Raw genomic sequence first — 17981 nt, forward strand, 5'->3', positions numbered from 1 at the left:
GTTTTCCTTAATTGCACCATTTTTCCTTAATCAGTTATGATATGTAGCCTTACAATATGAGTGATCAATATGCTAGTTCCCAACGCCTCTTCTCGTTATAAAGCGATCTTAATTTTTGGACCGCCAGGCTCTGGAAAAGGGACCTTAGGAAAAGCACTTAAAGAAGATGATCTCTATTTTCACCTCTCTTCTGGAGATATCTTCCGTAGCCTCTCTAGTGACTCTCCTGCAGGGCAGCTCTATCACTCTTTTGCAGGGCAAGGTCTTTTGCTTCCTGATGATGCGACACTTAAAATATGGCACGCCTATGTGGAAGAGCTCATTTTGTCTCAACAGTACGATCCCACGCGTCAAATTCTTCTTCTAGATGGCATACCAAGAACCTCTATTCAAGCTGAAATGATCAGTAACTTAATCGAGGTCCTCCATGTCATTGTGCTTACAATACCAAGTCCTGATCTCCTCATTACCCGCATGAAAAAAAGAGCGACACTTGAGGGCCGGGTTGATGATATGGATGAGTCCATTTTAAAAACAAGACTTGGGATCTATGAAAAAACAACCAAGCAGCTTCTAGAGAGATACTCCCCTCACTTAGTGACATCCATTAATGGAGATCAAACTCCAGAGTCAGTCCTTCAAGATGTTAAAAATACACTACTCAATATTAAGGCTTCTTAAGAGGTTTTCCGACAAATCTTCTCCAATCATTGGAATGATGGCTGTGATGATCGAGGTAGTCTTGTGTAAGCTTACTTAAGAGCTTCGCCCTCTCTTGCAGTTTTCCTATCCTCTCTTCTTCACTTTCACTTCCAAAAAACTCTTTTAACTTAAGGTGCTCTATAAAAAGACGGTAAACCCTTCTATTTTCAGGGTGACTCTCTAAGAGATAGTGATACATCTTAGAGATCACTTCTTTAACAGGAATCTCTTCTGAAACCTTAACTCCTTGAGCCGGGATCTCTCCTGAAAACCCATACCCTTTTTTTTCCCATCCTTTCCTCAATGCTTGATAAGATTGAAAGAAGGTTAACATACGGTCTAATGTGACTCTGCCTCCTTCTGTAAGCTTATCTTGAATAGAGTAAACAATCAGGCTCTTTTCAATAGGGTCTTGCGTAAAAGAGCTTGATCCTCTTCTCAAGGTTTGATTGATGAGGACATGTCTATTGTGTAAAAAAGGGATCTCTTGTCCGATTTGATGAAGCTTTTCAAAAGAGATCATCGTCTTTGCATAAAACTGTTGAGGATTTCTCTCACACTTTTGATAAAGGGCTAGGGTTTCTTGATAGGCGAGATAAAACGTAGCTTTTGTTTTAAAAAGATCCCACTTTGCGTGATCTACTTTAGAAGGTGTGAAAAAGTATCCAGCTCCTCCAAGCAATAGGAAGTTTTTTATCTTATCTCTTAAGGTGTTTGCTGTAGAAAATTTAAAGTACTTTGCCTCAAGATAATCCCTTACAGTAAAGCCGCTTTTTACCTTTTCTTGAAGAAACATTTCAAAGGTAGGCTGAGAGGCTAATGTAGTATTTAAAGGTTTTACCATAACCTTAGCATATCATTTTTTTAATTTTATTATCACTAATTTAAAAAAATTAATTATATTAATAAGAAAATGAAATTTTTAAATAACTACAAGGAGAGGGTTTTATTTTCTGTTAATGCATTAATCCTGATAAGAAAAACGCTCCCCATTGCTCTATGTTATCCCTGTTTTCTTGCATGCCTACCAAAATTGCTTTTTGTAAAGCGTGTGCTTTACTAAGCCTTGGAGTTTCAACGCCTAAGTAGTGTTGATAAAAGGTCTTCACCATTTTAACAGTCACTTGTGAATCGGGAAGAGGCCAATAGCTAGCAATTGTAGATTTTGCACCTGCTCCTAAAAAAGACCAAATCGGTCCAATGCTCCCTTCTTGCATAAGATTACCTCTTCCTAAATGGCAATTGCTCATGAAGGCTAGATCTGCTTTAAGAATCATAGTTGCAATTTCCTCTGAACGAAATTGTCCAAGAGGGTGTTTATCGTCTTTGGCTAATTTAAAAAGCCCTTTAAAAACAGAATACGGATCAAAGCTAGGATCTAGATTTTCACCAGGAGACTCATCCATAACACCATGACCTGTCATATGAAGGAGCTGTGAATGCGGCGATTCCTTAAGGATATTTTCTGCTGTTGCCAAAGTCTCTGTGAACATTTGCGTTTTTATGGGAACTTTAGAACCTATCTTTTGCTGAAAGATATGTTTTATTTCTTCAACTTCTATTTTGGTAAATTTGAGCTGATTATCCACTGCAATAGGGGTTGTAGGATTACCGATTAAAAGAGCCTGATGAGTTGCTAATTTAGGGAGTTTATCAAGAAGAGATAAAACTTTGATCGAAGGAGCTACCGCAATAGGATGTTTTTCAATCAGATATTGATCTATAGCTGCATGATAAAACGCTCCAAAGGGAAGATGTGCTAAAAAGCGATCGGGGATAAAAGTAACGGTTTGAGCCGAATCTGCTGTTGGAAGATAGGAAGCTAGCGGAGCGATGAGGAGTTCATACCAACGAGAGAGATGCCTCTTAAACGGATCTATAGCTTTTACACCTCGCTGAGCTTTAGGTCTTAGGCCATAAGGAAATGTTTTTAAAATAGTATCAATATCTTTAAATTCACCTAATTGAGAAGAAAGAGTGATTGAAATGGGCTCTTGCTCAGGGTTTGGGGAAATGATCCAAGCTTGAATAGATTGATTATCTTCAAAATCAATGAGAGAATAGGTGATAAATGTGGTATGAAGTTTCTTAGCTAGCTCTTTTATTTCCTTGAATGTTAAAGGATCTACAGAGTACATCTTAGACTCCTCGAGAGAGAGTTTTTCCCTAATCAGAGAAGTGAGTGCCCGGGCTCTTCTACCATCGGAGATTTCTAAAGCTTCTACTGCCTTATTTTGGCAAAGTAGAGTCTTTTCTAAAGTTCTATAAGGTGCTGACCACTTCTCAAATAAGGTGATCTGCCACTGGGATTTCTTAGCCTCCTGTTGAAGAGATGTAACAATCTGAATGCTTTTATGAAGAGTCTCTTCAGCTTGCTGATATTTTCCTAAACGGTAATAGGCGTCTCCCAAATTGTTATAAGCCATGCTTTCTGCTATGTGGTCTTGAATATCTTGAGCAATTTTTAAATCTTTCTCATGAAACTCTACCGCTTGATCATATCCTCCTAAAGAGTAGTAAACTGTTCCTAAATTGTTATAGGCTCCACCTTCTCCTACACGGTCTTGCAGATCTACAGCAATTTTTAAAGCCTTCTTATGAAGCTCTATTGCTTTAGAGTATTCGCCTAGAGAGGAGTAAGCATTCCCCAAGCTACTATACGATTTCCCCTCTCCTGCATAGTCTTGAAGGTCTAGAGCAATTTGTAAATCCTGATCATAAAACTTGATTGCTTGATCATATTCTCCTAAAGAATAGTAAGCATTTCCTAAATTACAATAGGCAGTCCCTTTTCCTACATGATCTTGAATTTCTAAAGCAATTTGTAAACTCTTATCATGAAACTCTATCGCTCTACGGTATTCCCCTAAAGAATCGTAAGCATTTCCCAAATTGCAATAAGCTATCTTTTCCCCTACGCGATCTTGAAGTATTAAGGAAATTTTTAATGCCTTATTATGAAGCTCTATTGCCTTACGGTATTTGCCTAAAGAGTGGTACGCTATCCCCAAATTGCTATAAGCTGTTCCTTCTCCTACACGGTCTTGAAGATCTTGAGCAATCGTTAAACCCTTCTCATAAAACTCTACCGCTTTAGAGTATTCCCCTAAAGAGTCGTAAACATTTCCCAAATTGTTATAAATCCTCCTTTCATTTACACGGTCTTTAAGCCCTAGAGCAATCGTTAAACTCTTCTCATGAAACTCGATCGCTTGATGGCATTCTCCTAAAGAACCATAAGCATTTCCCAAGTTACTATAAGCTCTTCCTTCTCCTATGCGGTCTTTTAGATCTATAGCAATCATTAAATCTTTCTTATGAAACTCTATCGCTTTACGGTATTCTCCTAATGAGTGGTAAGCATTTCCTAAATTACTATAAGCTGTTCCTTCTCCCATAGGATTTTGAAGATCTTGAGCAATCTTTAATTTCTTATCATAAAGCTCTATCGCCTTACGAGATTCCCCTAAAGAATCATAAGCATTTCCTAAATTATTATAAGCTATCCCTTCTCCTATGTGGCCTTGAAAATCTTGGGCAATAGCTAAACCTTTCTTATGAAACTCTATTGCTCTACGGTATTCTCCTAAATTGTCACAAACATTTCCTAAATTATGATAAATCTTTCCTTCTTCTACACGGTCTTGAAGCTCTTGAGCAATCTTTAAGCCCTTCTCATGAAACTTGATCGCTTGATGGTATTCCCCTAAAGAATTGTAAGAAATTCCCAAATTGCTATAAGCCGCCCCTTCTCCTACACGATCTTGAAGATCTTGAGCAATCGTTAAAGACTTTTCATGAAACTTGATCGCTTGATGATATTCCCCTAAAGAATTGTAAGCATTCCCCAAGTTACCATATGCCCTCCCTTCTCCTACGCTATCTTGAAAATCTAAAGCAATTTTTAAATCCTTTTCATGATGCTCAATCGCTTTACGATGTTCTCCTAAAGAGTCGTAAGCATTTCCCAAATTGCAATACGATCTCCCCATCGCCGCATAGTCTTGAAGATCTAAAGCAATTTTTAAATCCTTTTCATGAAATTTGATTGCTTGAGGGTATTTTCCTAAAGAGCAGTAAGCATTGCCCAAATTGCCATAAGCTCTTCCTTCTCCTATTTGATCTTTAAGCTCTTGAGCAATAACGAGATCCTTCTCATGACACTCTAATGCTTGAGAGTAATCGCCTAAAGAATAGTAAGCATTTCCTAAATTGCAGTAAGCCCTACCTTCTCCTGTACGATCCTGAAGTCCTTGAGCGATTTTTAAATCCTGATTATGAAACTCTATTGCTTTACGATATTCTCCTAAAGAGTGGTAAGCATTTCCTAAATTGCAATATGATCTCCCTTCCCCTACAAGGTCTTTAAGATCTTGAGCTATCACTAAAGCCTTTTCATGAAATTCTATCGCTCTATGGTAATCTCCTAGAGAATCGTAAGTATCTCCCAAATTGCAATATGATCTTCCTTCTTCTATAGGGTCTTTAAGCTCTTGAGCTATAACTAAAGCCTTCTCATGAAACTCTATCGCCCTATGGTATTCTCCTAAAGAATCGTAAGCATCTCCCAAATCGCTGTAAGCTCTTCCTTCTCCTATTTGGTCTTTAAGCTCTTGAGCTATTTTTAATTTTTTATTATAAAGCCTTATTGTCTTACGGTATTCTCCCGAAGAATCATCACTATCCTCCCAATCACTATACGCTCTCTTTTTTCCTCTGCAGCCTTGAGGATCTACAGCAATATTTAATTTTTGATCGTCTTCACTATCTTCATCATGGCTTAATGTCATTGATGAGTTTAAACTGTAAGTTTCTGTATCTTCACATTCAGATTTGCTATCTCTTGTATCTTGTAATGAACTTTGTTTTAGCTCGGTTAAAGAAGAAGAGCTCTTTTGTAATTCAAGGGCATACTCCTTTGTAATCCACTTCAGCACATTTTGTTCTCTAAGAAGATACGGTTTTGTCCGGGCGCTATGACTCCACTTATAGATGTTACCTTCATAACTCTTTCCTTTTTTCATTTGTTGCTCTAGTGCATCTTGAATTTTGAAAAGCATCTCAAAGTTTTGAGTAGAAAGATGGTAGAGCCGGATTTTATGACTGAAAGGCTCTAAAGAAGGAAGTTGTATCTTGACTAAGCCAGCAGTTGTTAAGACATTTAAAGGAATGCTCATGGATATCTCCTATGCATTTAACTCAATATAAAACTTAAAAATCAAATATTACATAGGGCTGGTACTTTCTGTCATCACAATGATACACTTCCTAAATCTGATAGGTTCAAGAGGAGAGAAAAGACTTGAATAAACCTAGCAGTAGACTAAAGATATTATAAATTTTAGAGCTCTTTAGCCTACATGATGATACATAAATTGGAATACGTCAGTTCTACCGCAAAGATAATTTTTTATTCCTCTCTAATTCATTAATCCTGATAAGAAAAACGCTCCCCACTGCTCTATGTTATCCCTGTTTTCTTGCATGCCTATGAGAATTGCTTCTCGTAAAGCGTGTGCTTTACTAAGCCTTGGAGTTTCAACGCCTAAGTAGTGTTGATAAAAGGTCTTCACCATTTTAACCGTGACTTGTGAATCGGGAAGAGGCCAATAGCTAGCAATTGTAGATTTTGCGCCTGCTCCTAAAAAAGACCAAATGGGTCCAATGCTACCTTCCATCTTAAGATTGCCTCTTCCTAAATGGCAAGCGCTCATGAAGACAAGCTCTGCTTTAAGCGTCATAGTTGCAATCTCCTTAGAATGGAGTTGTCCAAGGGGATGATGATCATCTTTAGCTAACTTAAAAAGCCCTTTAAAAACAGAGTGAGGATCAAGACTATCTTGGGTTATTTCTTCCATAACTCCATGTCCTGCGATATGAATGAATTGAGAGAGAGGAGCCTCTTTGAGCAAAGTATCTGCTGTCGCAAGAGCCTCTGTAAACATTTGCGTTTTTAAAGGTATTTCAGAAGCTATCTTTTGATGAAAAATATTTTTTATTTCTGCAACTTCTAACTGGGTAAATCTTAGCTGATTATCTGCTTCAATAGATCCTATAGAATGCCCCATTATAAGAGCTTGACTAGCTGATGACTTAGGAAGTTTATCAAGCAGCGATAAAACTTTAATCGAAGGAGCTACCGAAATGGGATGCTTTTCAATGAGGTATTGATCTGTAGCTGCATGATAAAACGCTCCAAAGGGAAGATGTGCTAAAACTCGATCAGGAATAAAGGTAAGACTTTGATTTAAACCTGCTCCTGAAAGATAAGGAGTTAGCGGCGCGATGAAGAGTTCATACCAATAGGAGAGGTGCTTCTTAAACGGATCTGTAGCTTTTATACCACGCTCAGCTTTGGGTCTTGGACCATAAGGAAATGTGCTTAAAATGGTATTAATATCTTTAAACTCATCTAGACGAGAAGGAAGATAGATTAAGGTACGCTCTTGATTTGGGTTAGGAGAAACTATCCAAGCTTGAATAGAGGGATCTTTATCAAAGTTCACTAGAGAATAGATAATAAATGTTGTATGAAGTTTTTCAGCTAAATCCTTCATTTCTTTATATGTTAAAGGAGCTAGAGAAGAGGTCTTAGGGACTTCTAACGGGAATTTTTCTAGGGTCAAAGAAGCTAGCGCCCGGGCCCGTCTACTATCTGAGATTTCTAAAGCTTCTATGATCTTATCCTGACAAAGTAGAGCCTTTTCTAGAGAGAGATATGATGATGATAACTCTTCGAATAAGGTGATCTGCCACTGGGATTTTTTGACGTTTTGTTGAAGAACTGCATTAATATGAATACTTTTCTGAAAATACGCTTCTGCTCGCTTATACTGCTTTAAATGATGATAGAGGTTTCCTAACCTATTATAACAATTTCTTTCTTCTGCAGGGTTTTTAAGCTGCCTAACAATGGCTAAAGCCTTATTATGAAATTTAATAGCTGCTCTGTAATCGTTTAAAGCTCCATAGACATTTCCTAACCCCGCATAGACAACTCCTTCTGTTAAGCGATCTTTACGCTCTAAAGCACGCTTTAAAGCCTTCTTATAATACATGGTTGCATCAGGATACAACCTTAAAATAGTACAGATATATCCCAAATTCCCATAAGCTTCCCCTTCTCCTTGTTGATCTTTAAGTTCTTGAGCAATCTTTAATACCTGATTATAATAATGAATTGCTTTGCTGTATTCCTTTAAAGACTCATAAGCTACTCCCCAATTATTATAACTTCTTCTCTCTGCTATATGGTCTCCACGCTTTAGAGCAATCTTTAATTCCTGCTCGTGAAATTCAATAGCTCTACGAGGCTCTCCTAAAGATTTGTAAACATTTGCTAAATTGCAATAAGCTTTTCCTTCTCCCTCTTCATCTTTAAGCTCCCTGGCAATGACTAAGCATCTCTCATGATGCTCTATTGCCTTAAGATACTCTCCTAAGAATGTGTAAGCCATTCCCAAACAGCTATGAGTCTTCCCCTCTCCTGCTCGGTCTTTAAATTCTTGAGTGATGATTAAAGCCTTATTATGATACTCAACGGATTTAAGAGAGTCTTTTAAAGAGGCATAACTTTTTCCTAAATTCCCATAAGCTCTTCCCTCCCCTTCACGGTCTTGAAGGTCTACAGCAATCGCTAAATGCTTATTATGAAAGTCAATGGCTTGATCATGTTCTCTTAAAAGGTGATAAACGTTTCCTAAATTGCAATAAGCTATTCCTTCTCCCTCTTGGTCTTTAAGCTCCCTGGCAATTTTTAAAGCCCTCTCATGAAACTGCATTGCTTGGGGATAATCTCCTAAATATTTGTAGGCTCTTCCCAAATTGCTATAACACCTTCCTTCTCTTATACGGTCTTTAAGCTGTATAACTATCTCTAAATATTTCTTGTAACACGTAATTGCCTCGGAATACTCTTTTGAAGCATGGTAAGTATCCCCTTGGTTTTGATAAGCGCTGACCTCGTCTAACTGGAAAACATGCTCTTTTGCAATAAGCTTAAAAATTTTTCTCCCTTTTAAAAGATAGGGTCTAACTTGAATGTCTTTGAACATTTGATTGATCATTCCTTCATAAATTTTCCCTTTCATTTCCAATTCAAATAGGGTCTGAACTTTTGCAACCCCTTCTGGTGTTGGATCAGAAAAAAAATAGAGCCGGATTTTATCACTAGAAGAGTCTGAAGAAGGAATCTGTATCTTGGTTAAGCCAGCAGTTGTTAAGATATTTGAAGAAATGCTCATGAATATTTCCTGCGCGTTGAATTAACCATAGAATATTATCATACTAGTACTCTCTGTTATCAAAGTGCTCAGCTTCTTAGAACTAAAGGATTAAAGAGAGAGAACCTTGAATAACCTAAGCAGTAGACTAAAGATACCCTAAAGTTTAGAGATCTTTAGTCAACAGATGATCAATAAATTTTAATGCATCGATTCTAATGTTTAGAGGGTTTTTTATTCCTCTCTAATTCATTAACCCCGATAAGAAAAACGCTCCCCATTGCTCTATGTTATCCCTATTTTCTTGCATACCGACTAGGATCGCTTCTCGTAAAGCGTGTGCTTTACTAACCTTGGGAGTTTCAATGCCTAAAAAATGCTGATAAAAAGTCTTTACCATTTTAACAGTCACTTGTGAATCGGGAAGAGGCCAATAGCTAGCAACTGTGGATTTTGCACCTGCTCCTAAAAAAGACCAAATGGGTCCAATGCTCCCTTCCCTTTTAATATTACCTCTCCCTAAATGACAAGCACTCATGAAGACAAGATCTGCTTTAAGCGTCATATCTGCAATCTCTTTGGAACGGAGTTGTCCAAGAGAGTGCTTATCATCTTTGGCTAGTTTAAAAAGCCCTTTAAAAACAGAATGTGGATCAAAGCCAGGGTCAAGATTTTCACCAGGAGACTCGTCCATAACCCCATGACCTGCCATATGAAGTAGCTGAGAATGAGGAGCTTCCTTAATTATATTTTCTGCTGTTGCAAAGGTCTCTGTAAATATTTGTGTTTTTATTAGAGGCTCAGAAGCTCTCTTCTGATTAAAGAGGCTTCTAATTTCCTCAACCTCTATCCCAGTAAATTTGAGCTTGTTATCTACTTCACGAGGAGTCGTAGGATTTCCCATGACAAGAGCTTGATCAATTGAAGACGTAGGGAGCTTATCAAGAAGAGCTAAAACTCTAATCGAAGGGGCTACCGAAACAGGATGCTTTTCAATCAAGTATTGATCATTAGCTGCATTATAAAATGCTGCGAAGGGAAGATGTGCTAAAACACCCTCAGGAATAAAGGTGAGAGTTTGATCTGAATCTGCTTCTGGAAGATAAGGAACTAGAGGAGCGATGAGTAGTTCATACCAATCAGAAAGGTGCTTCTTAAATGGATCTGTAGCTTTTTCACCTTTTTTAACTCTCGGCCGTCTTCCATAGGGAAAAGTTTTTAAAATAGTATCGATATCTTTAAATTTATCTAAGTGAGAAGGAAGAGAAATTGAGATAAGTTCTTCATTTTGTTTAGGAGAAAGGATCCAAGCCCGAATACATTCGTTAACTTGAAAAACACCTTGAGAATAGACAATAAACGCAGTGTTAAATTTTTTAGCTAAATCCTTCATTTCCTGAAATGTTAAAGACTCTATAGAAGAGGTCTTAGATCCCTCAAGGAGGAGTTTCTCCATGATTAAGGAAGTGAGTGCCCGGGCCCTTCTGCCATCTGAGACCTCCAACGCTTCTACACTCTTATTCTGACCACGTAGAGTCTTCTCTAGAAGGATATAAGGCGATGATAATTTTTCAAAGAAGGTGATCTGCCATTGAGATTTCTTGACACCTTGTTGAAGAGATGCAGCAATCTTAATGCTGTTATGAAGAGCTTCTTCAGCTCGTGTATACTCTCCTAAATGATAGGAGACATGCCCTAAATTGCTATAAGCTGATACTTCTTCTAAATGATCTGGCGGATCTAGAGCAATTTTTAAATGCTTATTATAAAACTCCCTTGCTTGAGGATATTTTTTTAAACAGAGATAACTGTTTGCCAGATTGCCATAAGTCCTCCCTTCTCGTATACGATCTTGAAGATCTATAGCAATTTTTAAATGCTTATCATGAAACTCTACTGCTTGATTATATTTTCCTAAAGAGTAGTAAGCATTTCCCAAATTGCTATAGGCTATCCCCTCTCCTAAACGGTATTGCAGATCTAGAGCAATCCTTAAATGCTTCTCATGAAACTCTACCGCTTTACTGTATTCTCCTAAAGAAAGATAAGCAATTCCCAAATTGCTATAAGCTGCTCCTTCTTCTAAACGATCTTGAAGATCTAGAGCAATTTTTAAATGCTTCTCATAAAACTCTACCGCTTTACTAGATTCTCCTAAAGAATCATAAACATTTCCTAAATTGCTATAAACTCTCTTTTCTCCTACCTTGTCTTGAAGCTCTAAAGTTATTTCTAAATGCTTATTATGAAACTCTACTGCTTGATTGTATTCTCCTAAAGAGCAGTAATCATTTCCTAAGTTGCCATAAGCTACTCCTTCTCCTACCCGGTCTTGAAGCTCTAGAGAAATAGTTAAATCCTTCTTATGAAATTCTATCGCTTTATGATAGTCTCCTAAAGAGCGGTAAGTATTTCCCAAATTGCTATAAGCCCTCTTTTCCCCTACCTTGTCTTGAATTTTTAGAGCAATTTTTAAAGCTTTCTCATGAAGCTCTATTGCTTTATGGTGTTCTCCTAAAGAATGGTAAGCATTTCCTAAATTGCTATAAGCTTTTCCTTCTACTACACAATCTTGAAGCTCTAGGGCAATAGTTAAACCCTTCTCATGAAACTCTATCGCTTTATGATATTCTCCTAAAGAGTGGTAAGCATTTCCCAAATTGCTATAAGCACTCGCTTCTCCTACACGGTCTTGAAGCTCTAGGTTAATTTTTAAAGCTTTCTCTTGAAATCCTATCGCTTTACGATATTCTCCTAAAGAACGGTAAATAATTCCCAAATTGCTATAAGACTTCTCTTCTACTTCACAATCTTGAAGGGCTAGAGCAATAGTTAAAGCCTTCTCATGAAGCTCTGCCCCCTTAATGTATTGTCCTAAAGAGTGGTAAACACTTCCCAAATTATTATAAATGCTCATTTCTCCTTTACGATCTTGAAGAACTAGAGCAATAGATAAAGCCTTCTCATAAAACTCTGCTCCTTTACTGTATTCTCCTAAAGAGGAGTAAGCCATTCCCAAATTGCTATAAGCCCCCTCTTCTCCTACCCGGTCTTTAAGCTCTTGAGCAATTTTTAAAGCTTTTTTATAAAGCTCTATCGCTTTACGGTATTTTCCTAAAGAGGCATAAATATTTCCTAATTCACCATAAGCCTTCCCTTCTCTTATACTGTCTTTAAGCTGTACAGCAATATTTAAATATTTCTTATAACACTCCAGTGCTTTGAAATATTTTCCTAAAGAATAATAAGTATCTCCTAATTTCTGATAAGCGCTTACCTCATCTAATTGAAAGATACTCTCTTTTTCAATAAGCTTAAAAAGCATTCTATTTTTTAAAAGATCTGGCTTAGCTTGGATGGCTTTAAATATTTGACTGATAAGACCTTCATAAATTTTTCCTTTAACTTCCAATTCAAATACCATCTGAACTGCTGCAATAACTTCTGATGTTTGATCGGAAGAATCTAAAGAAGGAAGCTGTACCTTGGTTAAGCCAGCATTTGTTAAGATATTTGAAGAAATGGTCATGGATATCTCCTCTACATTGAATTAAACATAAAACTTAAAAATCAAATATCACATAGTTAATACTTTCTGTCATCACAAGGATCAACATTTTACTTTTTTCAAGATTTTACTCCCTTATTCTCTATTCATAGCTTCAAAATACCCTCTCATTGACCAAGGCTTAAGTTTTTATTTTTCTTAAAGCCATACACCTGATCACTTCTTAAATCTCACAGCTTTAATTTGTTTGAAAAAACTATTTCCCCATAAACATCCTCTACTGCATCTAAATTCCTCTTTTCTCTGGAGGAAAAACCGTCTAACCTCTAGAATTGCATTTCATATATTTTTAAGATTTAGGAGGAAACTCAATAATGTCGGCACGTTATTTTTCGATTTCACTATTATTCGGAATAAGTTGCTTATCACTTGCCTGTGCAAATGAAGGAAACGACCTCTCCAACCTGGACTCATTTGCTTCATTTTCAGAGCAATCTTTTGGGATAACTCCTGCACCAAAAACCTTTACTCCGTTTACAGGAAAAGTCAAAGCTCAAAAAGTGCGCGTCCGTGCCTTTGCAGATACAGATAGTCCTGTCATTAGAGAGCTCTCCCGTGATGATCTCATCGTAGTTGTTGGGGAAAAAGGAGATTTCTACGCTGTAGAGCCTACTTCTGGCACAAAAGCGTATGTTTTCCGTACATTTGTTTTAAATGGCGCCATTGAAGGCAGTAGAGTAAATGTGAGACTTCAACCTTCTTTAGAAGCTCCTATCATCGCGCATCTCAATCAAGGAGATCCCGTTCAGGAAAAACTGTGCCCCTCTAACTCTAAATGGTACGAAATTGCTCCGCCTGCAGGAACCAAATTCTATGTTGCAAAAGAGTATATCCAATCAGTTGGCGGACCAGAAGTTAAGCTGCAATTAGATAAGAAAAGAAGCCTAGCTGAGCAGATGTTTGATAAAGCTCACATGATGCTTCAAACGGAAATGAAAAAACCGTTCCGCGATATCAACATTGAAAAAGTGAAACAAAGCTATCAAACAGCTGTGCAAGAGTTTGCAGATTTTTCTGACCTTTGCAAAAAAGCTAAAGAAGCCCTCACTGCGTTTCAAGAAGCTTACACAGAGCGTAAAATTGCTTACTTAGAAGACAACTCTCTTCCAGCTCCTGCTGCAGTACAAACACCTTCTCATGAGCAACTGATCATGACAGCTACAGACCGCATGAAAATGTGGGAACCTGTCGAAGAGTCGCTTTACCTCACATGGGCCTCTCATCATGATGAAGCCACTGTTGAAGATTTTTATGAAGAAGAGAGACAAGGATCTGTCATTTTGACAGGAATTGTTGAAGTGTTTAACTCCCCTGTAAAGAAAAAGCCAGGTGATTACGTCTTAAAAGAGAGCGATCTTCCTAAAGCTTACCTTTATAGTACACATGTTAACCTGCAAGATTTTGTAGGGAAAAAGGTGTCACTTTGTGCGGCGCCAAGGTCTAACAACCATTTTGCTTTCCCTGCCTATTTTGTGATCTCTGTTGAATAGGATAATAAGATAAAAAAGGGTCTGATTTTTCAGACCCTTTTTTATGAATTAAAGACGATGGAATTACGGGACTGGGCTTTCAAAATTTTAACTTCCGATCTTCTGGAAGATAAGCTAGACACTCCTTTAGAGCTCACAGATTTTTCCCCAGGCCCCCCTCTTTATATTAAAGAACCTGTTAGAAGCCAGTCACTTCAATTTAAAAAATATCAACGTAAAGATAGACTCCCCTCCATTTACTCTCTTTCTGAGCTCGATAAAAGAGCTGCTTGTTTGCACCGCTTTGCAGGTCATGAGCTTTTAGCAGTGGAAATCATGGCTCACGCACTTCTTGCTTTTCCAGATGCCCCTAAAAACTTTAGAAGAGGACTGGCTCACACGTTAAAAGAAGAGCAAGAACACGTCCGGCTTTATGTAAAACGGCTTTCTGAAATGGGTGTGAGTTTTGGAGACCTTCCTCTTTATAAATACTTTTGGTCGTATGTCCCTCATCTAGATACGCCTCTTAAATATGTAAGCATGATGAGCCTTACCTTTGAGATGGCAAATCTTGACTTTGCCCCTTATTATGGAAAAGCGTTTGCCTCACATGGAGATGATAAGTCTGAAGCGCTTATGAAGCAGATCTTTAAAGATGAGCTAAGGCATGTCTCTTTTGGATCAAAGTGGTTTGAGAAGCTAAAAGACCCCGCAAGTGCCCCTTGGGAGACGTGGGTGAGCCAGCTCCACCCAAGACTTCTTCCTGCAAGAGCTAAAGGACCTCTCTTTGATCCCAGCTCTAGAAGAGATGCAGGGATTAGTGAAGAGTGGATTACAAAGTTACACGAGAGCCATCTTTAATTACTGCTCTTCAAAGAAAAGCTTTTTACCTGGCTCAAAATGTCTGACATCTTCTTCAATATCTTTTAAATCAGGAAGGTTTTTGGCTCCCTTAGCAGCTCCAAGTTTTTGAAACTTTCTTGCAGAAGAGAGCACATTTCTCTCTAAAGATCCTGTTGCTTGGTTAAACGCTTTAAGAGACCCCTCTAATGACTTACCTAAAGCATTCCAGTGAGAGGATAAATCAAAGATCCGTTTATAAAGCTCTTCTCCAAGTTCACTCACTTTCTTAGCATACTGCGAAATATTTTCCTGCTTCCAGCCGTAAGCTGCCGCTTTTAAAAGAGCAATGAGTGTCATAGGTGTTGCAAGCACGATATGATTCTCAGCAGCTACTTCCATGATAAGAGGGTCGTGCTCAAGAGCTGTCACAAAAATCGACTCTGACGGGAGAAAAAGCACGACAAATTCTGGCGTAGAGTCAAAATGGTGCCAGTAATTTTTTTTGCTAAGACCTACAATGTGATCTTTTAACTGCTTTGCGTGCTGTTTCCATTTCTCACTTCTCATCTGTTCTTTAAGCTCTGAAGACCCTTCTAAATAGGCATCAAGAGGCACTTTAGAATCGACAATGATTTGTCTATTTCCGGGAAGGTTCACCACTAAATCAGGCTGCTTTCTCCCCTCTTCTGTCTGAAGTGCTACCTGCTCTTTAAAGTCACAATGCTCAATCATACCTGAGAGCTCAACCACGCGTCTTAACTGCAGCTCTCCCCATCTCCCTTTTCCTTTAGGAGATTGAAGCGCTTGCGAGAGCTTTAACGTTTCTAATTTGAGCTCTTTTTCAGAGGCAATAATGGATGTAAGTTGCTGTTTGAGCATCCCTTGCTCAAGCTTTCTCTCTTGCTCTAAGTGATGCATTTGAAGCTTCATACTCTCAAACATCCCTAAGAGAGCCTTTTCTTTTTTTTCTTCCTCATTTTGAGACTTTTGATAAAGTAGCTCTTGCGTTTCAAGATAGTTTTGGTAAGAGAGCTGTTTAAACGCCTCTTCTGCCTCTTCTTGAGATTTCAGCTTGTTTTCAGCAAGAAGACACCTCACAAGAAGTTTATGATAAAAGTAGGCAAGAAGTATTGTGATCAAGAGGAGAGTAGCAAGCGCTATAACCATTTAACTCTCCTCCTCTTCAGGTTCAAAATCTTCCAGTGTCTTAGATTTTTTCCCTGCTAAGAGACGTATGAATGAAAGCGTGAGCCCTAAAATAATATAGCCCCAGGTGATCCCTAAAAGAGCGACGGGGAAAAAATAGAAAATACCGTAGAGAGAAACTACTGCTAATCCCATCATCATGAGAATAAGCTGCATGGGAGGCAGCTTAAAATTGAGCGCTTTAAGACTGGGAAACTTCCACCGAGAGATCATGAGAATTCCTAAAAGGGTCCAAATGCCAATCAAAAAAATGGCAGAGGAAACGGAGGAGATATGCAGCCATTTCTCTTCAAAAGAGGAAGCTAAAAAAAGATTCATGGAAGTAGCTGCCATCGCAGCAGCAGGTATCGGAAGCCCTGTAAAGTTTTTCTGCTGAAGAAGCTCTTCTTCTTTATTGCCTACAGATTCAGCTTTTTTAACATTAAACCTCACAAGCCGTAAAACCCCGCAAATGGAATAAGTCATCGCTCCAAAGACAGAGCAAAGAGAAATAAAGGTTCCAGGCTCTAGCGATAAACTTTTTAACAGTAATACAGAAGGGGCTACTCCAAATGTAATCGCATCCGATAAAGAGTCAAATAAAATACCAAACTCACTCTCTGCTTTAATCACTCTTGCAACAGCACCATCTAATACATCAGCTAAAGCTGCAACAAGGAGTAATAAAAGTGAGGTAAAAAGAACATGATAAGTCCCTTCACCCGGCTCCACCATATTAATCTTAAAAATGACAAAAAGACCGCAAGCAAGACCAAAGGTCGTGATCGCGTTCGGAATAAAGCGCACTTTTTTTCTGATGACAATCATAACAAATGATTGTAATCATTTTCTCAATTGATGAATATGCTCAAGTTAGTCTCTATTTTATTTATAATTTTAAATGATCTCTCTTTTTTTATTTAAAAATAACTATTGATAAAATAATAATTTACTGATAATTTGAAGTTATAAAGAGAGCGTAATAATGCATAGTCACCCGTTTCTTTACTCCTTAACTTATCAACTAGAAAAAGGAGATCTTCACTTCTCTAATATAGAAGAGTTCATTAATGAGTCTCTTGGTTTTTTTCGTGAGATGAGACATTTAATGCACACTTATCAAGGAGAGGAAAAAAAACACCTCCTGCAAGAGCTTCATGAGGCTCAAAATAAATTTTCTCTTTTAAGAAAAAAACTGGATCAAAAAGAGGGCCTCTCTCCCATTGATGCGTTAAAAATGAATCAAGATGCCAGCTATTTTTTGCCTCAAGAGTTTCTCATTTTGCAAACGGTTCAAGATAAAATTAACCAGTTTAATACTGAGATGCTTTTTAATAAACCCTCTATTTTTTAAGGAGATTTGAATGACCCATCCATCCTTTGCTCAAGTAGCTGCTACCCCTTCTTTAGAAGGCTCTTATCAAAAAGCCCATTCTCTAGCTGTTGCCCTCCTAATTGATCAAATGAAGCAGATTGCTGAGCAAATGATTCTTGATCAAGAGGCTAATTGATGAATCTTCGTTTTGCAGGCCTCTTGAACTCCTTGTGATTTCAAGAAGTCAATATTTATGCCCGAAGTAAAAGTTGTATCCCATAAACCGTATTAACAAGGAATTTTTTATGATTAATCAAGATTTTCTTGCTCACCTCAACCGCATTTTTGATAACCCCAAAGATGTGACCATGAATGATATTGAAAACCTTGTCTCAGAAACCATGCAATTTTTTGCCTCCCTGCAAAAGAGTCTCTCTTCCTCTGATCCTAAAGAAAAAGAGCAAGCTGTAATCGAGGCTACTCAAGTGCAAGAAAAGCTCAATCAGCTAACAGAAAAAGCGTACGCCTTAACAGGCATCTCTAAGGAAAAAGCGATGGAGATTCTTTCAAATACAGATGAGCTCTCTGTTAAAGATTTAGAAAATCTCTCTTTGATGGACCAAAAAATTGCCTCGCTTAAAGAAAAGGCCCCCTCTTCTTAAGAGATGAGCTCAATG

Annotated in this window: 9 protein-coding genes; 5 read left to right on the top strand and 4 right to left on the bottom strand. The window is 37.9% G+C overall.

From position 1 onward, the window contains the following. Positions 1-69: 69 nt before the first annotated feature. The gene (locus ACI7T6_RS04055) at positions 70-681 is read left to right on the top strand and encodes an adenylate kinase family protein (protein WP_404665121.1); all 612 of its coding nucleotides are present in this window, start codon (positions 70-72) and stop codon (positions 679-681) included. Here ACI7T6_RS04055 and ACI7T6_RS04060 read toward each other — a convergent pair. Together ACI7T6_RS04060 and ACI7T6_RS04065 are read right to left on the bottom strand one after the other, a co-directional pair. Further along, positions 668-1546, bottom strand: a complete 879-nt coding sequence (locus ACI7T6_RS04060; protein ID WP_404665122.1) for a hypothetical protein — start codon at positions 1544-1546, stop codon at positions 668-670. The two genes, ACI7T6_RS04055 and ACI7T6_RS04060, sit on opposite strands and share 14 nt — an antisense overlap. Before the next feature lie 112 nt (positions 1547-1658). Further along, positions 1659-5879, bottom strand: a complete 4221-nt coding sequence (locus ACI7T6_RS04065) for a tetratricopeptide repeat protein (protein ID WP_404665123.1) — start codon at positions 5877-5879, stop codon at positions 1659-1661. An 8160-nt stretch (positions 5880-14039) separates the two neighbouring features. Here ACI7T6_RS04065 and ACI7T6_RS04085 point away from each other — a divergent pair. Next, on the top strand, positions 14040-14822 hold the full coding sequence (locus ACI7T6_RS04085) for a DUF455 family protein (RefSeq protein WP_404665124.1): 783 nt from the start codon (positions 14040-14042) through the stop codon (positions 14820-14822). Here ACI7T6_RS04085 and ACI7T6_RS04090 read toward each other — a convergent pair whose 3' ends face one another. Together ACI7T6_RS04090 and ACI7T6_RS04095 are read right to left on the bottom strand one after the other, a co-directional pair. After that, positions 14823-15971, bottom strand: coding sequence for a DNA recombination protein RmuC (locus ACI7T6_RS04090; RefSeq protein WP_404665125.1), 1149 nt, complete (start codon positions 15969-15971; stop codon positions 14823-14825). It abuts the gene before it with no gap. Next, positions 15972-16817 carry a CDP-alcohol phosphatidyltransferase family protein gene (locus ACI7T6_RS04095; RefSeq protein ID WP_404665126.1) on the bottom strand — a complete coding sequence of 282 codons (846 nt, stop codon included), beginning with the start codon at positions 16815-16817 and terminating at the stop codon, positions 15972-15974. A gap of 157 nt (positions 16818-16974) precedes the next feature. Here ACI7T6_RS04095 and ACI7T6_RS04100 point away from each other — a divergent pair, with 157 nt between their 5' ends. The 3 genes from ACI7T6_RS04100 to ACI7T6_RS04110 all read left to right on the top strand — a co-directional run bounded on the left by ACI7T6_RS04100 (position 16975) and on the right by ACI7T6_RS04110 (position 17966). Continuing rightward, entirely contained in the window at positions 16975-17343 is a 369-nt protein-coding gene (locus tag ACI7T6_RS04100; RefSeq protein WP_404665127.1) for a hypothetical protein, read from the top strand. 10 nt (positions 17344-17353) lie between these two features. Continuing rightward, on the top strand, positions 17354-17500 hold the full coding sequence (locus tag ACI7T6_RS04105; protein ID WP_404665128.1) for a hypothetical protein: 147 nt from the start codon (positions 17354-17356) through the stop codon (positions 17498-17500). A gap of 109 nt (positions 17501-17609) precedes the next feature. Next, positions 17610-17966: a hypothetical protein gene (locus ACI7T6_RS04110; RefSeq protein ID WP_404665129.1), complete on the top strand. Its 357-nt coding sequence runs from the start codon at positions 17610-17612 to the stop codon at positions 17964-17966. Positions 17967-17981: the final 15 nt, after the last annotated feature.

Source organism: Rhabdochlamydiaceae symbiont of Dictyostelium giganteum (assembly GCF_964291045.1).
In the GTDB taxonomy this organism is placed as follows: Bacteria; Chlamydiota; Chlamydiia; order Chlamydiales; family Rhabdochlamydiaceae; genus PALSA-1444.